The organism is Liberibacter crescens BT-1 (assembly GCF_000325745.1).
In the GTDB taxonomy this organism is placed as follows: Bacteria; Pseudomonadota; Alphaproteobacteria; order Rhizobiales; family Rhizobiaceae; genus Liberibacter; species Liberibacter crescens.
In genome coordinates this window covers 635706-658544 of record NC_019907.1, presented here as the reverse complement: position 1 = coordinate 658544, position 22839 = coordinate 635706, and the positions used below count along the sequence as shown (strand labels likewise).

Below are 22839 nucleotides of genomic sequence, written 5' to 3'. Positions count from 1 at the left end.
TTAATATTTTTTTAACTGCATTTAAACAGAAAATTCTGAATTCAAATACATATGAAAAACAAAAAAATTCAGAACCACTGAAAAAAACCAGAAGTTCTGAATTTCAAAAAATTCTTGCTTTAACTAGACTGACGGCGCAGAAAAGCAGGAATTTCTAACTGATCATCCTCATACATAGCAGATGATTTTAATTCTGATTTATTGTTTTCACTTTTATAAGTATTATGAGAAGAATAAATATTAGGCTCTTTCAATTCAGAAGAACTCCTGTATGAAGAGTCATTAAAAGTATCGGAAGAAGAAATATTAAGTGAACCATCCTCACGACGTCCTAAAGAATTAGCAAGTCGCCTAATAAGACCCATTGGTCCACGATCTTCCATGTTTACTGCCGTTGATCGAGAATGATTATCTATCTCTGCTTTCATTAACGGAGGGAAATCTTCTGCTTTAGGCATTCTCGATTCAAAATTAAGATGAGAACGTTTAGAAGGAGATGCTCCTGAAAAAACATTTTCTTGAGAGAGAATGTTTTTTTCATCAGAAAAGTTTGTACCAATATTCTCTGCAGGAATATCTTTTGTAGAACCTTGATCTTTAAAGCGATGTAATTCATCTGAATGATCTATATATGAGCGTAAACCCTGAACAGGAAGGTCTACAAGTTTTGATTGCTTTTCTGTAGAAGATACTATCTCCAATGCCCTCGCTGAATCAGAACGTACAGAAGACTTTACATCCTGATTTTCTGACCGAAAGTCTTTCCCTAAATCGTCATGAAGGTATGAACGATCAATACCAGTTGCAACCACAGAAACACGAATAATGCCCTCTAATGCTTCATCAAAAGTTGCTCCAAGAATAATATTAGCATCAGGATCAACTTCTTCACGGATACGTGTTGCAGCTTCATCTACTTCAAACAATGTTAAGTCGCGACCACCCGTAATAGAAATTAATAGACCTTGCGATCCTTTCATTGAAGTTTCATCTAACAACGGATTAGCAACTGCTGCTTCAGCCGCCTGCATAGCTCTACCTTGACCAGAGGCTTCACCAGTTCCCATCATGGCTCTTCCCATCTCACGCATTACGGAACGCACATCGGCAAAATCAAGGTTAATTAATCCCTCTTTAACCATAAGATCGGTAATACAAGCAACCCCTGAATAAAGAACCTGATCAGCCATTGCAAATGCATCTGCAAAAGTTGTCTTATCGTTAGCAATCCTAAATAAATTCTGATTAGGAATCACAATCAAAGTATCCACACATCTCTGCAATTCCTGAATACCCGCTTCTGCTAAACGCATACGACGTGCACCCTCAAAATGAAAGGGCTTCGTGACAACACCAACAGTCAAAACACCCTTGTTGCGTGCTGCCTCTGCAACAACTGGCGCAGCGCCTGTCCCTGTTCCACCACCCATACCAGCTGTTACAAAACACATATGCGTATTATTGAGATGTTCCATTATTTCATCAATACACTCCTCAGCAGCAGCACGACCAACATCAGGTTGAGAGCCTGCCCCGAGGCCTTCAGTAACATTAATGCCCAACTGAAGAATGCGCTGAGCTTTAGTCATCGTCAGCGCTTGAGCGTCAGTATTGGCTACCACAAAGTCAACCCCTTGAAGACCCGCAGAAATCATGTTGTTTACAGCATTGCCACCACCTCCACCTACACCGAACACAGTGATACGCGGCTTTAGCTCGGTAATATCCGGCTTTTGGAGTTTTGTTGTCATTGTACTCGTTCCTCTTTCTCTCTATCCACTTACCGAATTAATGAAATTTAATCATTAACTTTAGATACTTCTGTTAAAAACTTTTTCTTAACCATTGTCCTACCAATGAAAACTTATTATTCTGATTCCCAAAAGAAAAATTCTTATTATCTCCAATATGAGTTTCCATCGTAACAACCTGTGGATAAACCATCAAACCTACTGCTGTTGCAAAAGCTGGTCCTTTTGCGGCTTGTGGTAAGCCTGATACTCCGACGGGTCTACCTATACGTACATTACGTGCTAATATTCGCCGCGCGAGATCTGGCAAGCCAGTAATCTGACTTGCTCCACCAGTAAGTACTACTCTCTTACCCACAAGAGAGCTAAATCCAGATCTTTGTATACGTTCGCCAATTAATTCTAATGTTTCTTCAATACGCGCCCTCACAATATGAGAAACCAAAGCTCTTGAAACTTGAACAGGCTGATCATCAACATTATCTCTAATTGGATTAATAGAGATAACCTCATACTCATCTGAAGAACTAGCAATAACACTCGCATGCATCACTTTAAGGCGTTCTGCATCATCAATACGAAGCGACAAACCACGGGCCAAATCAGTTGTTATATGATGCCCACCAATGGCAATAGCATCTGAATGCACTAATCTTCCTTCTATAAAAACTGCAACTGTTGTTACACCTCCCCCCATATCAATGATTGCACAACCAAGTTCAATTTCATCATCAACAAGACATGCTAAACCACTCGCATAAGGAGTAGCAACCATTCCTTCAATAGAAAGATGAGCTCTGTTAACTGCCAACTCAAGATTTTTAAGAGCTGTAAGCTCAGCACTTACTACATGTATATCAACTCCTAGTTTCTCACCAAACATTGACAAAGGGAAACGAATACCACGTTCACCGTCCAAAGAATATCCAACTGCCATGGAGTGCAATATAGCATGATCCTTCCTTATAGATTGTTGACACGCAACTGATAACACTTTACGGATGTCACTGGCTTCGACCTCTTGTCCACTCAAATCAACGCTAGCACTATAGACAGAAGAAGAAAGACGTCCTAAAGATACATTTACAATAAGACTATCAACAGTCAATTCTGCCATACGCTCAGCAACCTCAACAGCTTGACGTATAACAATTTCTATAGCTTCAAGATCAACAATTACTCCTGTTTTAACTCCTCGTGATTTCTGATACCCTATACCAATAATCTCAATGCTATGTGTTCTAGCAGGAAAGATTGAACTTGCATTGTTGGGCGTAAGTTTGCCAATGACACAAACAACCTTCGTTGATCCTATATCCAAAACAGAAACAATATGCGAACGCTTAGATGATAAAGGCTTTATGCGCGGCAAACCAAAACGAGAGCTTCTTAAAATACTCATGTGCCGTGATACCCCTTATTTTTTATTCTTTTACGTTCATCAATAACTGCTTGACGACGCACAAGAGCATCTGGGGTAAGACGAACAGTCATACGATCAGAAAGTCTTAAGTCAACAACAGAAATATCTCGTTCTAAAATATTATATTTCTTTTCCATTTCTAAAAGTCTAAGTAATGCCAAGTCAACTCCATCTTCAGGTAATTTTATAATAATACCATTATAAAGATAAAGATCCCAACGCCTACTGGCAACCCAAACATATGCCTTAATACGCTCTTTAATTGCTGGCCAAATTATAAATTGTTTATCAAAAGAAGAAATTGTTTTTTCAGCATCACGACCAACCAACACAGGAAGATTCATAAACCTTTTATCAGTTAATGGTACAATTAATTTTCCTGTTTTATCTATTAAAGAAAGATTAGAATCATATTGCCATATCGCAGAAGCCGTACGTTCTGCGATACGAATTTCGATAGTATTTGGATAAACCTTACGTACCTCAATATCTTTAATCCAAGGCAACATAGATAACTTCTGTCTGGCAACAGCAACATCAAATTCTAATATTGATGTTAATTCATTAAGGCTTAAAAGTTGCAAAACATCAGACTCAGACGTTTCAATGTTACCAGAAACCTTTATATTTTCAATAAAAAGACCTGTATAAGAAGAAATCGTCTTCATCACAAGTTTTTGATGTCCTCCTAAAGACATGCCATATAAACCAACTCCAATATAAAAAAATATCGCTGATATCAACCCTGTAGACGATGGAATATGATATAAAACAAAGTTTATCAACAGTCGTAAAAAACGCTTTAATGTTTTTTAAAAGAAACCCAAAACACTAACATTTTAAAACCAAAAAAGGAACAATGAACCTTATTATAGAATTTCTCTCCATTAACGTAAACATGAAGCATCCTTTAATATCCATTGAAGCAGTTCTCCAAAAGAATATCCTGAATGTAATGCCATTTCTGGTATAAGTGATGTTGGTGTCATTCCTGGCTGAGTATTAATTTCTAACCAGATTATTTCTCCTGTAATATTATTAAAAATAAAATCTGACCTACTGATACCTCGACAACCTATAATTTTATGGGCTTTTAAAGATAATGTTCTTATTTTTTCATAAATATCCGAAGGTATTCTTGCAGGCAGAATATGCTTACAATTATTTTCTTTATATTTTGCATCATAATTATAAAAATCCTGCCCTACTGGAACGATTTCAACAACATCGAGAGCCTTATCTCCCATCACTCCACATGTGAGCTCAATGCCATCGATATATTTCTCAACCAGAATTTCATCTCCATAATCCCATTCTGGTGAATTTATAACATGCAAAGGAACAGCATCTTCTTTCCTAACAATTAAAACTCCCAAGGAAGAACCTCCTTTTAAAGGTTTAATCACATAAGGTGGAGGCATAACATGTTCAGAACACATAAAACGACGATTCACCACAATTGATGGAGCAACAGAAATACCTTGAGAAGAAACTATCTGCTTTGCACGTACTTTATCCATAGCTAATGCTGATGCCAAAACACCAGAATATGTATATGGAATTTGCAAATACTCTAATATGCCTTGCAAAATACCATCTTCACCAAAAGCACCATGCAAAACATTCAAAGCAATATCTGGTTTAAGATCAACAAGAACTTCTGCTACCGAACGATTAACATTGACTCGGCTAACTTCAAATCCTGCCTCTTCAAGAGCTACAGCACAAGTTTCTCCTGAAGAAAAGCTTATTAATCTCTCTGAAGAAAAACCTCCCATCAGGATTGCTACATGCCTGATTTTCATTCAACGTACCTCATCAAAAAATAATCGTATTCCACAAGAAACATTCATCTCCAAGATGATCATTGTTTCCAATAGAATTACCGTTATTTAAATAACATTAAGGTTAATGAAGTGTTCATTCTTATTAATTTTTTTTTAAATACATCAAAAAAAATAATGAATCTATTATACAGATTTCAACATAACAACGTACACGACATTATCAATTAATATGAAAATTATTCTCAGAAGGAGATGTTATCTGAGTAAGAGAAGAATCTCTATAAAGACGCCTTTTCTTTGAAGAACTGGAAGAGCCATTCAAGATCTCTCTAAACCGAGCAACCCGATTGCGACCAGATCTCTTTGCAGCATAAAGTGCTTTATCTGCATGTCGGACAACTGTAGTAATTAATTCTTTTTGAAAACGTTCTGCTACACCTGCTGAAAGTGTTACACGAATAGACTTTTCAGCAGTAACTTGTATATCAGAATTTTCAATAAGAGAAAGAAATCTTTCAGCCAAAGCAGCAGCCTCTTTTTCTGAATACCCTAAAGCGGCTGCAGCGAATTCTTCTCCTCCTAATCGACCTACAAACATCGGCTCAACAAATACGAATCTTAATTTCTCAGAAACAAAAGAAATAACATTATCTCCGCCAGCATGGCCAAAGGTATCATTAATATTCTTAAAATGATCAATGTCAAAAAAAATGACAGAAAAAATTTCTTTTTTAGACTTAAGATTTTTAATAAAGAAAGAACGATTGAGTAATCCCGAAAGAGAATCGATACGGCTTAATCTAGAAATTTTATTATAAGAAATGAATAGCTCCTTTAACAAAATACCTAAGATATAGCCTGCAACCAATGCTATACTTCCAGTAATAAAAATCAATATTAAATTTTTTAAAAGAAGATATTTGAAAGTAATAAAAGATAAATTTCCAATGTAATACAACAGAATGTAGGATAATAAATTAACTACTATAATAACACTTACTATACTAAAAGAAAAAAATCCCATAAAGAATCTTGGGGAAAAATTTTCCAAATTCTTTTCACATTGAAGCCATATATTAAATGTAGCTTTTAAAAAGCTAATCAATTTACTCTCCTTCTTATATTTCAAAAGTGTTTTTAAACACTCTTTTTTTAAAGAAGACATACAAAAAGCCTACACCAAATAATATTAACTACTATTTTAAATGCCTTTATATGAATTTATACGTTTTTTATTCCGATTAAGATATAAATTAGGTTTTTCATATAAAAGACCTTATCTCACATACAGCATAACCAAACTATTTTCAGATTATGAGTTGTTTTATCTATATTTATCAACAATAGTTTTTAGTATAACCTCAAACTATTTGTAATTTCTTAAATCGTAATGATGCAGTTTACATTCTCTAATTACGTCTAAAACAACAATATAATTTTCAATCCCTTCAAAGATTTTTTACTTCTCTGCTTTTCCACGATTCAGAAATTTTCATATCATAAATATTTTTCCGCAGACATTTATAATTCAGACTAGAAGATTGGCATAAGCGCTATTTTCAAAACAGTATCAAAACAGTAACAGTAACTTGCAAGTAGGAATTAGCCTGAAAAAATATAAAAAATAAAATTTTCTGAATGTAACTTAAAACCATTAATTACATTAGAATTACTCTTCTTATTATAATTGCAAGATCTCTTTATCTTTTATGTTATTTTATTTTTTTAAGGACCCTATTGTGCACCATATTAATAGGTGAATAACGGTAATGGCTTCTTGATTTAAGTAAAGAAAAGTGCAAAATAAATTAAGTGGTTTATACTTTAAAATATATTATAATTTAATATTTTAAATCCACACTAATGATAATTTTGATAAAATTTTAGTCAAGAGTCGTGAATATTTATAATGTATATAGCCTTCACATGTCACGAGAAAACAAAAATATAAATCCTCTCGTTTTTTTACCAGGACTGCTTTGTGATCAATATCTGTGGCAACATCAAGCTCAAGCCTTATCTGATGTTATAGATACTTTTATTGCTGATCTTACACATGATGATACTATTGCTGATATGGCAAGACGGGTGTTAAAGATTATTCCTCATCATTTTTCAATAGCAGCATTTTCTATGGGAGGATATGTTGCATTTGAAATCTTACGCCAAGCTCCAGAAAGAGTAACCAAGCTTGCCCTATTTAGTACAAGTGCTGCGCCCGATAGTGAAGAACGTGCTCTTCAGAGAAGATCGACTATTACTTCTCTTGAACTTGGAAAATTTAAAGGTATTACATATCGATTTCTTCCAAAACTTATCCATATTTCCTGTGTTACAAATTCTTTAGGAGAAGAATTACAAGCTATGTCAATACGCGTTGGTAGCAGCGCTTTTCTAAGACAACAAAAAGCTATTCTAAATCGTCCAGATTTTCGTCCAATATTAAGAAACATTACGATACCAACTTTAGTAGCAAGCGGATATGAAGACACAGTCATACCTGTTTCTGAAGCATTAAATATTCATCATAATATCCCAGGTTCAAAATTTTATTTATTTACGCAGTGTGGGCATATACCTCCCTTAGAAAAACCACAGGAAACAAATGAAGTTCTACGACAATGGTTTTATCCTGTTTCACAAACATAACCGCTGACTTGGCGGATCAATTCATAACTTTAAATTTGAGCGTAACTATATCATCCATCAATTAGACTTCTCTCGACAAAACATCTTTCTTCTGAATGCACAGAATAAAAGTACAAGAATTGATATTTTCGAGGATGCTTATATCGGTTTTCATCGAAAATAGCTGCTGATAGACATCAGCATTGAATGACTGGTAGCAGGAAAACGTCAATTGACAACGCTCTTTATCCCAAGCAAGGAACATGTATTATATGGTTACAGTAAAACACGTGATCATATTATTTTAAATATCATGAACTAAGACATATAATTTTTAAATATTTCTGACACCTTATTTCATTTTTTGTTTTCATCTCCGCAAATATACACCAATCGCACTTGAGATCATTATTTTTTGATCTTTTCAGGCATACCCGTCACTATGCTATAAGGTGGAACATCATGAAGAACAACACTTCCAGCTGCTATACGAGCCCCTGTACCTATTTCGATATTGCCAAGGATTATTGCAGCTGCGCCAATGATAACTCCTTTACGAACCTTTGGATGACGATCTCCTCGCTCCTTGCCTGTACCACCCAAAGTAACACCATGGAACATGGAAACGTGATCTTCAACAACAGCAGTTTCACCGATTACAAGCCCTGTTGCATGGTCAAGCATGATACCGCTACCAATCTTTGCAGCTGGATGAATATCTACCCCGTACAGTATACAACTGCGACTTTGAAGGAGCAAGGCATCATCCTCTTCTCCAGCTAGCCATAAAACATGCGCCAAACGGTGAGTTTGCAGTGCATGAAATCCTTTAAAGTACAAAAATGGAGTTAACTTGTCTTTAACAGCAGGATCACAGGACATAACGGCATCCAGATCATGAATAGCTTTCAATATAAGATCCGGATATTTATCATAAAGATCCAAAAACCGTTTTTCTAAAGCTTCTTGAGGAATAAGTGAATTGGTTTTTTGATAGGTTAGTATACGACTTAATCCTTGAACCAAGTCCTGACTATCCAAAACAATCTCTTTAATCAAAAATGAAGATAATAAGTTGGATTGCAACCGCTCCTTTGCAACAGAGCAAAAACCTTCCCAAAGATCATTCACAAGAGACAACAAAAAATCTTTCTAGATTCAGGAAAAATTTCATAAAGTTACACACATCATTACAAGATGCTTTTGAATTAAAAGTATATTTGTATTATCTTTAAATTTCAACTATATTGATATAAATCATGAATATATTTCAAAGCTTGTTCATTATTTTTTGTAAAGTCACATTTGAATTTTAAATGATTCAACTGCTGATATGTCGATATTGCAAAAATCATTTATCAACATAACAGTATTTTTTCTTGTCATTAGAGTTTCTTTATTTAAAGAGGAGAAAGATTGCAATGTATAATGAAAAAACCCCTGGTCGAGGTAAGATTTATGATTCAATAATTGATACTATTGGCAACACACCTCTTGTTCGTCTTAAAAAGTTAATGCATGAAAAATCAGTAAAGGCTGACATTCTAGCAAAATTGGAATTTTTTAATCCTATTGCATCAGTGAAGGATCGTATAGGAGTGGCAATGATCCTAGCCCTTGAAAAAGCTAGAAAAATAATACCTGGAAAAACAATTCTTATTGAACCTACATCTGGAAATACAGGTATAGGGCTAGCATTTGCTGCTGCATACAAAGGATACAGGCTTATTCTTACGATGCCCGAAACTATGTCTCTTGAGCGTCGTAAAATGTTGGCCTTGCTCGGAGCTGAACTTGTTTTAACTGAAGGTGCCCAAGGTATGAAAGGAGCTATTACCAAAGCTGAAGAACTGGCAGCTACCTTGCCTGATAGTGTTATTCCACAACAGTTTGAAAACCCTGCCAATCCAGAAATTCATCGCCAAACAACAGCTGAAGAAATTTGGAATGACACTCAAGGTGAAGTTGATATTCTGATATCTGGAGTTGGTACAGGTGGCACGATAACAGGTGTTGGACAAGTTATCAAACAGCGCAAACCATCCCTACAAGTTATCGTTGTTGAACCTGAAGATAGTGCTGTTTTGTCAGGGAAACCACCTGCTCCTCATAAAATTCAGGGAATAGGTCCCGGCTTTATTCCTAAAATTCTTGATACAAGTATCTATGATGAAGTTTTCAGAGCTACTCATCAGGATGCATTTGAAATTTCCCGTCTTGTAGCTCGGCTTGAAGGAATCCCGGTTGGCATATCCTCTGGGGCTGCTTTAATGGCTGCAATTAAGGTTGGTCAGCGAGAAGAAAACACTGGAAAGCAAATTGTGGTTATTATCCCTTCATTTGCCGAACGCTATCTTTCAACAGCTTTATTTGAAGGATTAGGCTATTGATCTTGGCAGCGTGATCAATATAGGAAGTTTCTTTTTGTTCATTGGATAAGGTCAACAATTCTGTACGCTACTTTTACAATTTGGTGATACTTTCAGGTAATGGATAATGCATAGAAGTAAAACATCAAGATCTTTCTCAAGCCATAAAGAAAACCAGTATCTTGAATACAAAAACAAGGGAGATAAAAAGAAAAAATAATATCCACCAATACACTTTCTCTCAAAATCTATTTCTTTCTTAAGCTAGATATATTCCTTTTATTTCTTAAACACTGTATTCAAATGCTCTTCCAATCGCTTGAAATCATTTTCAATCTCTGGGTTCTTTACTACATCGTAGCAAGAAAATGTTGGTAATGGTTCCATAGCAAAAAAACGGAAGTTCATGTGATAAGGATAGAACAAATCATCAACACTTTTACCCTGGAAAAGATATTGTGAAGGATCATCAAATGCTTCTTTGGGGGCGTTGAATGTTAACGAAAGCATATATTTTTTTCCTATAGCACAACCGCCACCTCCATAATTATCCTTGGGCGCTTTAGAGCTACGACCATCATGTTTACAAAGAATTCCATCCACACCTGCTGTATACACTTCATCCATGTATTTTTTTGCAAGCCACGGAACACCCATCCAATACACTGGTGTTTGCAAAATGATAACATCCGCCCAGAGATGTTTATCCAGCTCTTCCTTCACATCATATTTATCCATAACATGAGTATGAAGTATCTCAAAACCTTTACGCTTAAAATGCTCATCTATATGATGAATAATCGCAGCATTCAACTTACCTGATGAAAAGCCATAATATTGATGCGCATTTAAAATAAAAACTTTGTTCATAGTGCATTCCTTTCTTGAATTGGAATTTTGCATAAATTTTATTGATTATAAAACCATTACAAGTATTAATAAAATTAATAAATTATAGGTTGTATTAAAAAAAACAACTTATAATTAAAATATTTTCCTTCTTCATAAAAAGAAGAGAATTTCTAGAAATAAATTCATATAAAATTAAAATCTCTTGCTAAAAAGCAAAAATAATAAAATTTATCTGATTAAAAAAATCTTGTGTAAAAAAATATTTTTCTAAGAAGCATCAGAAATCATATTCAAAGCACGCAAATAGGTATCCAGAATGGCCTCTTCTTCCATACGTTCTTGTTCATCCTTTTTACGCAAGGAAATAACTTTTTTAGAACCTTAATATCGAAACCGCCGCTTTTGGCTTCATGATAAATATCCTTTATACTATCAGCTATTGTCCTTTTCTCTTCTTCCAGACGCTCAATACGCTCGATAAAAGCCAAAAGTTGATCTCGTGCAAAATTTTGAATACTGTCAGACATTGGATTGCTCCTTAAAAGATAACCTAAACCGTCAGAAAATAGATTATCCTTACTGATAACATTGACTCCCAGACGAGCCTTCTTTCTTAAAGGATAGAGATCACCTTTGCAAAGAAAAATCTTATCTCTATAAAAAGATACTCAACACTTTTAGAAAATTTCTAAATTAAGTTAGAAATTTTCTTCTGGAACTATGTATCAACATAGTTTCTCAAGCAGCCTGATATCATTGATCCTCAGAAGGAAAATTAAGAATACGTATCAAGAAGAAACAGGAAAAGCAATTCGTTAAGAATTTTCCGTGTTTATCATATTGTCGTAATATTTTTAATATATTACAATTGTTTTGATGAAAAATTACTGTCTATCAATAGAAGAGTTCTGCATATATCGCAATTATAATCTGTGTTTTACAGGGTATTTGAATACCTGACTACAGAAATAGCTAGGAAAAGGCTTCAAAAAGGCCAACCACAGTATTAGCATTGATTATTTGAAAGAGGTGTCTAAAAGGGTGGTTATGTCTTATGATTACGATCTTTTTGTAATTGGAAGTGGTTCAATAGGTGCAGCTACGAGTTATTATGCTGCACAAGCAGGACTTAAGGTTCTAGCATTTGATACCACTCATCCGCCGCACACACAGGGTAGTCATCATGGGAAAACCCGTATTATACGTTATGCCTATGCTGAAGGAGAAAAATATGTGCCTATGCTCCTTCGTGCGCGAACACTCTGGAAGAAAGTCATGCATGATAGCGGCGAAAAATTGCTCCAAGAATGTGGGCTTTTGCATATTGCTCCAAAAGCATCGAATTTTATAAGCCGTATGCAACGAAGTGCTAAAATGTTTTCGCTTCCTGTTGAATTTCTTGAACGAGAAGAAATATTGCAGCGTTGGCCGATGTTCAAGATCCCATCAGGCTACATCGGAATTTATGAAGCAAATGCAGGTTTTTTGTATAGCGAAAAAGCGGTTACAGCCTATATTCGCCTTGCAAAGCAAGTCAATTGCCAACAGCTATTCCAATGCACTGTCAACAACTTGATACCTCTCTCAGAAGGCGTGGAAGTTACAACATCCTTTGGTCGTTTTCGGGGACACAAAGCAGTAATCAGCACTGGAACATGGATAAAATTTCTTCTTCCACAATGGCCTATTACAGCGATTCGCAAGGTATTCACCTGGTATCAAGCAAATGAGGATTACAGTATCGATAATCATTTTCCTGCATTTATCATCGAAGCACAAGATGGTTGCCATTATTATGGCTTTCCTGCGGATAAACATGGATTAAAAGTTGGCAAGCACCAAGGGGGTCAATTGATCACTTCTCCAGAGCAGTGCCAACCGTTTGGCAATCTAGAGAGCGACCGACAGGAAGTTTCTGATTTCCTTCAATCTTTCTTGCCTGATATCCAGGTCTTGCTCCACGGAGAATCGTGCAGTTACGAGCTCAGTCCTGATGAAGATTTTATTCTGGATCAGTTAACAGATCAAATCATGGTTATCACCGGGTTAAGTGGACATGGCTTCAAGTTTTCTAGTGTATTAGGAGAAATCGCTATGAAATTTTCTCAAAACAGCCTTACTGAATTTGATCTTTCTCCCTTTTCTCTCAAACGCTTTTCCTAAATATCTCAAGCTACCAAACGAGAATCAAGAACGCCATGAAAAGGGATACCTATTTGTATAATATAGTTTTAGAAAGCCTAAGTAGCAATAACGATGGTGGATTAGAAGACCATAACTGTTGATTTTTTTGAATGGTCAAGTTTTTAATCTTCTATTTTAAAACTAAATCATGACAAATAATTCAATGCTCTATTCTTCTGATAACTCTAATCACAAGCTGAAAATTGGGCTGATACATTTTTTAATTCTTCGATTGATAATCCAACGATGGCTTTACATAAACGATTATCTCGTAACAACCGCTCTTTATTGATCATTTTAAACCGTTATTTTTTAAGTTAAGAGCCTTTCTATTGTAACAAAAAATTTAAGGCTTTACTAAGAAACTAGTTTTATAATCTTTTTATTCCTTTATAATAAAGAAAAATTCCTATGAAAAAAAACCTTTTTTTATCCGTAACGCTTGCCGCTATCGTCGACAGTTCATGTGTTTTTGCCAGTAGCTCTTTGAGTAAACATGAAGATAAGAATAAAAATACGACATTATTCATTCACTTTGAAAATCAAGAAGCTAAAGAAATTTATAAACATCTGGAATATGCTCAAAAATTAAATGGATATATTGTATCTGAAGCCGGAATGAATAAGAACTATCTGTCAAGCCCGTCGATTACCTGCAATAAAACTGATCCAAGTGTGTTAGACAGAAAACCAGATGATGATTCACCGGATTTGTATGATTGTCATCTCAACATTACGGCTAGGGGCCTAATAGAAAATCCTTAGATCATATTGCTCCGTATCATTCTGTGTTAATGACACAGGGGGCCGTTGAAAAACTTTGATGACCACAATCAGGGTAACAGCGATGCTGACTAATCCGGCTCTCGATAACACATTTCCTGTAGCGTTTCTATTCTGCTATTAAGCAACAAGCTTAATATTCATTACTCATCAACTATCCTGAACAATAAAATTGAAAGAAAAGTTCTCTTTCTTATAGACATCAGAATTTATAGGCTTTCATAAAATTAACAGCTGCGCCTGTAAAATGAGAAGAATCAACAGAGGTGTTAATAGATGAAAAACCTCCAACGTACACCATTGTTGGTTTTTGGGCTACTTTCAAGGTTGAAAATCGAACGGGTTGTATCCCGTCTTTAAAAGCAGAAATTTTCTGCTTATTAAATGCCCATTTTGCACGTATTCGTACTCTTTTATCCAGGTTAATTCCTTTTAAATTCTCGACATTTGCATAAGAAGAAGGATTCAAAGAGGCTACCTTGTTTTCAGGAGGACGTTTTTCTTCGTTTTTTTTCTGAAAAGAATGATTTGAGGAATCTTCTAATTGGTGTTTCTTTATTTGTTCTTCGAGCAATTTTACCATTTCAGGGGTTAATGAAACATCAGTCTCATCTCCATTTTGCTCTTCGGTATTTGAACTTTCTAAGGAGTCTGTTTGCAATGGACGCGTAACAGGAGTCGGAACCATCAAATCGTGCATACCTAATTGTTCAGCATAAGCCATCACAATACCCTGATTATTATCATTTTGGCTTGGGCGTTCTAGAAATGCAGGAATAGGAACATTATCAGACAACAATGAGCTAGAAGAATTATTCAATTTTTCAGAAAGAATAGATGAAAATATTTCATCAGGATTAGAAGATACTGATGGAGATGCCTCATTAAATGCCATGATTTTTTCTTCTTGTACAGCATTTGAACGATACTGCGGAATAGGAATACCCGATAGGCTAGCCTGCTGCAGGTTTTCCTGATCTTTTTTCTGATCAATAGCAATCGTAGGAGCAGAATTTTCATCAGTATCATGTTTTGCAACAGAAACAGGTGTAGAATATATTTTCTTTGCAAGCTGCAAGCTGTCCTGTTTATCCGATTTATAATTTCTTCTACTTTCCTGTTTTCTAGAACTGAATAACATTGCCATAAGTGTAAGAGGGTGTTCAGAATTGGAATTATTTCTTTTTCCGATCTGCGATTGATAATTGACCATATGATTTTTATAATCATTCAATGCCTGCTGATAACCAGGCATTGGCTTTCCATCAGAAGGAAGATGCATCGTCTTTCCATCAGGGAAAAGACGTGCCAACTCATAACGCGTCATCCGTGGCCAGGCGCGTACTCCACCAACATCCAGATGAACAAAAGGAGATGCTGATTCAGGATAATATCCAACACCCCCACCTTGCAATCGCATTCCCACCTCACGCAGCTTCTTTAATGGGACACCAGGAATGTAAAAATCCATAGCTTTTCCTAAAATATGCTGGCTATTTTCAGCAACTTTGCTGCTCTTTAAACGCAACATGTAATTGGTCTGTCGAGAACGAAATCCACATAAAACATGGATATATTCATTCGTATTAACCTGACGATAAACATTCCAAATCAGGTCAAACAACCTTGGATCCATCATGACCACTTGATTTCTTCTCCAATCACGCAAGGCACGACTTAACTTCAACAAACCGGCATGGTCATATTTACCATTTCTCTTAAAAGTAACTACAATTTTTTCTCCTGTATGCACAAGATACAACTTTAAAGTTCGTATTTCAGGAGATGCTTGCAACGGATAATCTATCGCTATCGGCAAAAGTAACAGGAAAACTGCTAACCAAGGAAAAGATTTTTTTAAAAAATTAAATACAGCTTTTAAAAATTGTAACAAAAACAACATATTTTTATAATTACAATTTAATATTATAAAAAAATTTTTTTTATACTCAAATATAATAAATTAAAAATTAAATACAACATTAATCCTCATTTAAAAGTTCTTCAATCATCAATATTTTGATAATTGATTACGGTGACATAGAGGCAAAAATATCACATGTCTTTTCATAATTTCATAAATTTTTTCAAGAAATTTATGTATTCATCAAATTTTACGAGAACATCATTCTCTTTTCTATTGAAAAGATATGATGCCCTAAATCTTAAAATTTCTTTAAAAAATTCTTTAAAATACTAAATAATATATTGCTTCTATATTTCTATAGACGAGGAATCCGTATTCTTTGCATACTCAGTCATATCAATGTTATATTCTTTAATTTTACGGTAAAGAGTAGATCTTCCTATCCCTAACCTTCGTGCTACTTCACTTATATGGCCTTGGTATAATTTTAAAGCTAGTTCGATCATTTCTGCTTCAACTTCAGAGAGGCTACGAAGTTGACCCGTCAACTCATTAACAGGAAAGATAGAATTGCTAGAAGAAGATGTTTCGGGTTTACAGACAAGAGATAGTGCAGGATTATTAATATTTTGATTAATATAAGAAAAATCTTTTGATGTTAATTCAAAATTCTTACTTAAAACAGCTGCACGAAATACTGCATTTTCAAGTTGTCGCATATTTCCAGGCCAATTATATGCACTAAGAAAAGCTAATGCATCAGATGAAAAATAAAGAGGCCCTGTTCTGTTTTGCACGCAAAAATGTTTCAGAAAAGTTCGAGCCAAATAAGGAATATCTTCTCGACGCTTACGCAATGCTGGAACAATAATAGGGAAAACATTAATCTTATAATAAAAATCTTCACGTAAGCGACAATTTGCTACTTCTTCTACAAGATTTTTATCTGTAGAAAAGATACATCGTACGTCAACCTTGCTTGACAAATATGAATCCGCTGTTTCAATCTCAGATGATTCGATAGCCCGTAACAATTTTTTTTGCGTTTCAAGGGGCAATTCACTGGGTTCTTCAATAAAAAGCGTTCCACCGTTTGCCTCAATGAATTTTCCAACATATTGGATAGTCTCTCCTCGCGTTGAGATCTCACGATACCCAAACAAAATTTTTTCAATATACTCCCGATTAATAAGGCGACAATTGACAACTATAAAAGGCGAGGAAGAATGCAATCCAGAAGCATGTATGGCTCGAGCAAGCATCTGTTTTCCAACGCCTGATTCCCCTTCAAGGATAACAGGAATAGAATACTCAGAAGCTTTTTTTGCAAGATTAATAACCCGGATCATATCATCATTCATTGACACGAAACGATCGAGATTTATTATGTTTTTATAAAATCTTGACATGGGATGTAAATCTATATTTTGATTAATAGTTTCTTTTAACGAAAAAATTAGTCTTTCTTCTGACAAAGGTTTGAATAAAAAATAAAACGCCCCGACTTTCATAGCCTGGTCAATAGCATTAACATCATCACGACGCAAAAAAACAATAACAGAAATAGAAGAAAATTTCTTTAAAATTTCCTGCAATAACTCTATACTGTTCATTGAACAAATAGTCCAGTCAATAAAAATAACTTCAATCTTAGAAGAATCCAAAACCGCAAGTGCTGCCTTTAAATGTGTAACAAGAAAAACTTCATATCCATAACTTTTTAATACTGTCTTAAGAAATTTGCGTTGTTCATAATCCTTATCTATAATAAGGATATTCATAACTTTATATATATCTGTTTTTTTTACCATGTACTCTCCTAAGTTAGCATTTATTGAATAAGTGTACTAAACCCAATTGAATATTATCTTTGATAGAAGACTCTAATTTTACAAAACTAGTAATTGTATTATTAGAAAATAATACTCAAGAGAGAGAGATTTCAAAGAAATTATTGTTTTATGAATGAAGTCAATTCACATTCAACTAAACTTGACAGGAAAGCAAAAATGTCTAGAACGCTTTACAAAAAAAATCATTTTCTTCAGATCCTTTTTCAAAGAAATCTTGCTGATTCGGAGCATAGAAAATTCAGCTGTTCCGAAAAGGATTTAGGTATTTTGCCGCAATGGAAACTAGAAGATCTTTATCCCTCACCTGACAGTAAAGAATTTACCAATGATCTTGACTATTTTAATAATGAAACAGTTTCTTTTGAAAAGCGTTGGAAAGGTCATCTGGAAAATGCAGCGAATAGCAGCGGCCAAGAAAGCCTGGGAACAGCTATTTCTGAATATGAGAAACTCTCAGAACTTGGTATCAAAATCAGTTCCTATGCGCAATTAAATCATTACTCCAATCTTTCTGATCCTGTTCTTGGAAAATTTTATGCAGATACCATGGCACAGTTAACAAACATAAGCAGTCGACTTATCTTTTTTGATTTAGAAATCAATAAACTTGATGATGTTCTTCTAGAAAAGATATGCGGTATAGATCCTCTTGTTGCACATTACTTTCCATGGATAAAAAATATCCGAAGATATAAACCTCATTTGTTGGATGGCACTCTAGAACATCTCTTTATGGAAACATCGCAAACAGGAAATGAGGCATTTGTCCGCCTTTATGATGAAACTTCAGCATCTCTACGTTTTGAAGTGGATAATGTAGCTCTGACCTTGGGAGAAGTATCCCATCGTTTGCAAGAATCAGATGAGCAAGTTCGTAAAACAGCAGCAATGTCCATGGTTAAAACATTTAAGGAAAATGCACGCCTGTTTTCATTTATTACGAATACGCTTGCTAAAGATAAAGAAATTTCTGATCGTTGGCGGAAATATCAGGATCCTGCTGACAGTCGACATCTATCCAATGATGTAGAACGTGAAGTCGTTGAATCCCTTGTAGCTGCTGTAAAATCTTCTTATTCAAACCTGGCACACCGCTACTATAAACTGAAAAGCCAATGGCTGGGTATGCAGCAAATGAATTTCTGGGATCGTCTGGCTCCCTTACCAGATACACCTCAATCAATAATTCCGTTCACCAAAGCCAAGGATATTGTTCTCTCTGCCTATGACGATTTTTCGCCAAAAATGAGCAAAATTGCTGAAATGTTCTTTACAAATAATTGGATTGATACGCCTCAGAGACCTGGAAAGGCATCAGGAGCTTTTGCCCATCCGACTGTTCCTTCTGTACACCCTTATATTCTCATAAATTATTTAGGAACACCTCTCGACGTAATGACATTAGCACATGAAATAGGACATGGTATTCATCAAGTACTTGCCGCAGATCAGGGAATTTTAATGTCAGGAACCCCCTTAACAATGGCAGAAACAGCTTCTATTTTTGGAGAAACACTAACTTTTCAGGCCTTATACAAACAAATATCCAATTCACAGGAGCGCAAGGGCCTGCTGGCTCGTAAAATTGAAGATATGCTTGCTACTGTTGTTCGTCAAATTGCATTTTATGATTTTGAGTATCAAATTCATACTGAACGACGCAAAGGGGAACTTCCTATAGAACGCATTTCTGAAATATGGAAGTCAACCCAAACACAAAGCCTTGGTCCGTCAGTAAATCTTGATCATGGGTACGAGACTTTATGGATGATGATTCCTCATTTTATACACTCTCCTTTTTATGTTTATGCATATGCTTTCGGAAATTGTCTGGTAAATTCATTATATGCGATTTATGAAAGTGGACAGCTTAAAGATTTTCAGGAAAAATATTTAACGCTTTTACGTGCAGGTGGCTCTCAGAACTACTCCAAGATGCTCAAACCCTTTGGTATCAATGCAACTGATCCCTCTTTCTGGACACAAGGATTAAAAATCATCGAAAATCTAATTGATGATCTCGCAACCATGGATAATAATAACCCTATATTATAAAAATCTTGAGATAAAAACTTTGGTATCTTTAAAGCTCGATAAAGATCCTTTTATTCTGTTATGTGATGATTGGAAACGAAAAAACCTGTTATTTACAGAACCAAAAGAGATAATTTGTGCCAGAAATGAAGAGGATTTATGGAAAGCATTTTCATATCTTGAAGAAGCTCGGCTGGCTGGGAAATGGCTGGCCGGTTATATTTCTTATGAAGCAGGATTCCTATTTGAGAAACGACTAAAACCTCTTGCAAGCTTCAACCGTAAAACACCTCTCTTGTGTTTCGGGATATTTGATAAACCTGTTTTCCAAAATTACAACCAACAGCTTCTTAAATATAGCAAAGAGGTTCTAACAGAAAGCTTTCTGAAGGATCTGCACGTTACCTGGAGTTTTGATGTTTATCAGAAAAAATTTCAGCAATTTCATCAAAGTCTGCAACGTGGAGATTCTTTTCAGGGAAATCTTACAATGCCCATAACAGCATCCTGGACAGGAGATCCCCTTGCTGTATTTTTCTCTCTCATCAATTATCAACCTGTACCTTATGGTGCTTTTATAGCAATGGAAGAACCGCTTATCTTATCACGTTCCCCAGAACTCTTTTTTCGTATTGATAATAACCTCCAGATTGAAACACGACCTATGAAAGGAACGATGCCACGTGGAAAAACAATCTCTGAAGATCAGGAGATTATTGAAAATTTACGTACAGATGTTAAAAATCTTGCTGAAAACCGTATGATTGTAGATCTTCTACGTAATGATATTTCTCGCATTTCTTTGGAAGAGACACTACAAACACCAGATCTTTTTAAGATAGAGACCTACACCACTGTTCATCAGATGGTAAGCAGCGTTCGCGGACAATTAAAGAAAAATTTATCTATAAAAGATATTTTTTCTGCATTGTTTCCCTGCGGTTCCGTAACAGGAGTGCCTAAAATTCGAACAATGGAATTACTCCATGGAATAGAAGAAGAACCACGTGATGTTTATTGCGGTGCCATCGGCTTTATTTCACCACAAAATACAATGTGTTTTTCAGTTGCTATCCGCACACTGAGTCTTTTCAGACAAAACAAAGCGGTTTTGAATGTTGGTAGCGGCATTGTCTATGATTCCAATGCCTGGCAAGAATATCAAGAATGTCTTTTAAAAGCCCGTTTTGCGATGATGAACAAAACTTCTGATTGCTCTTATCCTGATGACTTTTTTCAATAATTTCAAATAAAAGTTCGAAGCAATAATTTATAAACTAGAAGATCAATGAAATTTAATGTTCAAAAATAAAATCAATTTCATGAATAATAGAAAATTTTACATTTTTTTGCCTATCTTTTTGATCATAGAATCTCTATACATCCTAAAAAAATAGTTTATTATTTCCTTTTAACTATATATATATTAATAATAGTTTCCGTTATTAGGAATAATTTACAAAGTACTTGAAAGGGGATATGCTTAAATGAAAGTACCAACTCGTGTTGTGATGACTACTTTTGCTTTTGCAGTCACCGCTTGTTCTTCTTTAAACAATAATCTACAACAACATTCTTCTGTTCATAAATCCTTTATAGAAGGAATCTGGGAAGATCAAAATGGAATAATTTCTACTTTTCAATCAGATGGAACCTTCAAGACTCATTCTACTGATGGCTCCAATACTACATTAGCAACAGGTTTCTATCGTCAAACTTCTGCAACAGAAGTAGATATTGATATGACATCATTAGTTAGAAATAGCTTGCAACGTATTCATTGTTCTCTAGTAAAAGAAGAGAAATTGAGCTGTACTTCTGAAAATAATAGTCACTTTTCTCTTTCTCGTTCGAAGTTTACCCCACCACCTAATAATCCGCTATCCCTTTCCTCTCCGCAAAACCCACCGCAAGTGTCTCAAGATACAACGCAAATCTTATCAAGCGGTACACAAACCACACAAACCACACAATCATCACATGGAATACCAACGGCTCCATCTCCTGACATGCCACCGCCTTCACAATCACAAATCGAAGACTAAACCTTGTTAAAAAGATAATCTGTAAAAAATTATAGTGTATATATTTTTTATGGCTTCTGATTAATGAATCCCTTGTCAATAATATATTCTGTATTAAAAGATGAAAAAAGATACGGTTTGTTATAGTATAAAAACAACTTTTAATACCCTTAAGGAACATGTTTTTTTTAAAACAAAAGCCACAATAATTGTTAAAGTCTGAAACTGATCAATTTATGAAATCATCATTATCCTTACCTACAAATCATCCTGATATAAAATATGGGAAAATCGGTGTTTTGATTGTCAATCTCGGAACACCAGATTCCACAAAATTTTTGTCAATTCGCCGTTATCTGCAGGAATTTTTACTTGATCGACGTGTTGTTGAGCGACCACGTTGGCAATGGTATCCTATCCTGTTTGGCATTATCCTTAATCTACGTCCTCAAAAAGTGAGTAAAGGCTACAAACGCATTTGGAATATCGAACAAAATGAAAGCTTTCTTCTCACGCATACGCGCAACCAGGCGTTTGATCTTGGCAAAAAACTGGAAGATCACCCTTCCCTGATTGTTGAATGGTCGATGCGATATGGAAAACCTTCAATAGACGAGAAAATAGAAAGTTTAAAAAATCAGGGATGCGACCGTATCCTTTTATTTCCTCTTTATCCACAATATGCAGCAGCAACAACAGCCTCGGTCCAAGACAAGGCTTTTCAAAAATTGGCCCGGATGCGCTGGCAACCAACAATACGGGTTGTTCCTCCCTATTATGATGATCCTGACTATATTAAAGCACTTGCGAATTCAGTCCGCTCACATATGAAAAAAATGGACTGGGAACCTGAAATGCTGATAGCTTCTTTCCATGGTATTCCTCTATCCTATTTTCAAAAAGGTGATCCCTATCACTGCCATTGCCAAAAAACAGGCCGTCTTTTACAAGAAGCTCTTAAACTTTCTTCAGAATATTTCAAAATAACTTTTCAGTCTCGTTTTGGACCTTCAGAATGGTTAACTCCCTATACGGCCCAAACCATTCAACAACTCGCCAAAAACGGATTAAAGAACTTGGCAGTGATTACTCCTGGATTTGTATCTGATTGTTTAGAAACTTTGGATGAAATTGCTAATGAAAGTCGTGAAATTTTTATCCACAATGGCGGTAAAAAATTTACGTATATCCCTTGCCTTAATAACAGCATATCAGGCATACTCCTTTTAGAAAAAATTATACGCCGTGAATTAATGGGATGGATTTGAAATCCAATCAGTGCAG

The 22839-nt window shown here is 35.2% G+C and carries 17 protein-coding genes and 1 pseudogene; 8 read left to right on the top strand and 10 right to left on the bottom strand.

The window, feature by feature from the left end; all coding sequences use genetic code 11:
* Window positions 1-119: 119 nt before the first annotated feature.
* The 5 genes from ftsZ to B488_RS02890 form a co-directional block, all read right to left on the bottom strand.
* Complete coding sequence (gene ftsZ / locus B488_RS02910) at window positions 120-1751, bottom strand: cell division protein FtsZ (protein WP_015273016.1); 1632 nt, start codon at window positions 1749-1751, stop codon at window positions 120-122.
* 73 nt (window positions 1752-1824) lie between these two features.
* Window positions 1825-3153: a cell division protein FtsA gene (gene ftsA, locus B488_RS02905; RefSeq protein ID WP_015273015.1), complete on the bottom strand. Its 1329-nt coding sequence runs from the start codon at window positions 3151-3153 to the stop codon at window positions 1825-1827.
* On the bottom strand, window positions 3150-3959 hold the full coding sequence (locus tag B488_RS02900; protein WP_015273014.1) for a cell division protein FtsQ/DivIB: 810 nt from the start codon (window positions 3957-3959) through the stop codon (window positions 3150-3152). The genes ftsA and B488_RS02900 overlap by 4 nt, the downstream gene beginning before the upstream one ends.
* A 102-nt stretch (window positions 3960-4061) precedes the next feature.
* Window positions 4062-4979 (bottom strand): D-alanine--D-alanine ligase, encoded by a 918-nt coding sequence (locus B488_RS02895; RefSeq protein ID WP_015273013.1) that lies wholly within the window; start codon window positions 4977-4979, stop codon window positions 4062-4064.
* A gap of 202 nt (window positions 4980-5181) precedes the next feature.
* Window positions 5182-5856 (bottom strand): GGDEF domain-containing protein, encoded by a 675-nt coding sequence (locus B488_RS02890; RefSeq protein WP_244422706.1) that lies wholly within the window; start codon window positions 5854-5856, stop codon window positions 5182-5184.
* A 1031-nt stretch (window positions 5857-6887) separates the two neighbouring features.
* Between B488_RS02890 and B488_RS02885 the strand changes: the two genes are divergently transcribed.
* Entirely contained in the window at window positions 6888-7610 is a 723-nt protein-coding gene (locus B488_RS02885; RefSeq protein ID WP_015273011.1) for an alpha/beta fold hydrolase, read from the top strand.
* A gap of 387 nt (window positions 7611-7997) precedes the next feature.
* Here B488_RS02885 and cysE read toward each other — a convergent pair whose 3' ends face one another.
* Window positions 7998-8720, bottom strand: coding sequence for a serine O-acetyltransferase (gene cysE, locus B488_RS02880; RefSeq protein WP_172792755.1), 723 nt, complete (start codon window positions 8718-8720; stop codon window positions 7998-8000).
* Between the two features lie 290 nt (window positions 8721-9010).
* On the opposite strand from cysE, the gene cysK reads away from it, so the two are divergent.
* On the top strand, window positions 9011-9979 hold the full coding sequence (cysK, locus tag B488_RS02875) for a cysteine synthase A (protein WP_015273009.1): 969 nt from the start codon (window positions 9011-9013) through the stop codon (window positions 9977-9979).
* A 258-nt stretch (window positions 9980-10237) separates the two neighbouring features.
* Here the strand turns inward: cysK and B488_RS02870 are convergent, their stop codons facing one another.
* Together B488_RS02870 and B488_RS02865 are read right to left on the bottom strand one after the other, a co-directional pair.
* Window positions 10238-10828: an NAD(P)H-dependent oxidoreductase gene (locus B488_RS02870; protein WP_015273008.1), complete on the bottom strand. Its 591-nt coding sequence runs from the start codon at window positions 10826-10828 to the stop codon at window positions 10238-10240.
* Between the two features lie 249 nt (window positions 10829-11077).
* Window positions 11078-11337 (bottom strand): annotated as a pseudogene (locus B488_RS02865) (DUF2312 domain-containing protein).
* 520 nt (window positions 11338-11857) lie between these two features.
* On the opposite strand from B488_RS02865, the gene solA reads away from it, so the two are divergent.
* Entirely contained in the window at window positions 11858-12973 is a 1116-nt protein-coding gene (gene solA / locus B488_RS02860) for an N-methyl-L-tryptophan oxidase (RefSeq protein ID WP_015273006.1), read from the top strand.
* Between the two features lie 432 nt (window positions 12974-13405).
* Complete coding sequence (locus B488_RS02855) at window positions 13406-13759, top strand: hypothetical protein (RefSeq protein WP_015273005.1); 354 nt, start codon at window positions 13406-13408, stop codon at window positions 13757-13759.
* 220 nt (window positions 13760-13979) lie between these two features.
* Here the strand turns inward: B488_RS02855 and B488_RS02850 are convergent, their stop codons facing one another.
* Window positions 13980-15680: a peptidoglycan L,D-endopeptidase MepK gene (locus B488_RS02850; RefSeq protein ID WP_015273004.1), complete on the bottom strand. Its 1701-nt coding sequence runs from the start codon at window positions 15678-15680 to the stop codon at window positions 13980-13982.
* 311 nt (window positions 15681-15991) lie between these two features.
* On the bottom strand, window positions 15992-17455 hold the full coding sequence (locus B488_RS02845) for a sigma-54-dependent transcriptional regulator (protein WP_015273003.1): 1464 nt from the start codon (window positions 17453-17455) through the stop codon (window positions 15992-15994).
* A 198-nt stretch (window positions 17456-17653) separates the two neighbouring features.
* On the opposite strand from B488_RS02845, the gene B488_RS02840 reads away from it, so the two are divergent.
* The 4 genes from B488_RS02840 (at window position 17654) to hemH (ending at window position 22823) form a co-directional block, all read left to right on the top strand.
* Window positions 17654-19552, top strand: coding sequence for a M3 family oligoendopeptidase (locus B488_RS02840; RefSeq protein ID WP_144049194.1), 1899 nt, complete (start codon window positions 17654-17656; stop codon window positions 19550-19552).
* A gap of 19 nt (window positions 19553-19571) precedes the next feature.
* Window positions 19572-20774: an aminodeoxychorismate synthase component I gene (locus B488_RS02835; protein WP_015273001.1), complete on the top strand. Its 1203-nt coding sequence runs from the start codon at window positions 19572-19574 to the stop codon at window positions 20772-20774.
* Between the two features lie 244 nt (window positions 20775-21018).
* Window positions 21019-21576, top strand: coding sequence for an outer membrane lipoprotein Omp10 (gene omp10, locus B488_RS02830; protein WP_015273000.1), 558 nt, complete (start codon window positions 21019-21021; stop codon window positions 21574-21576).
* A gap of 215 nt (window positions 21577-21791) precedes the next feature.
* Window positions 21792-22823, top strand: a complete 1032-nt coding sequence (gene hemH / locus B488_RS02825; RefSeq protein WP_041771052.1) for a ferrochelatase — start codon at window positions 21792-21794, stop codon at window positions 22821-22823.
* The last annotated feature ends 16 nt before the right edge of the window (window positions 22824-22839 follow it).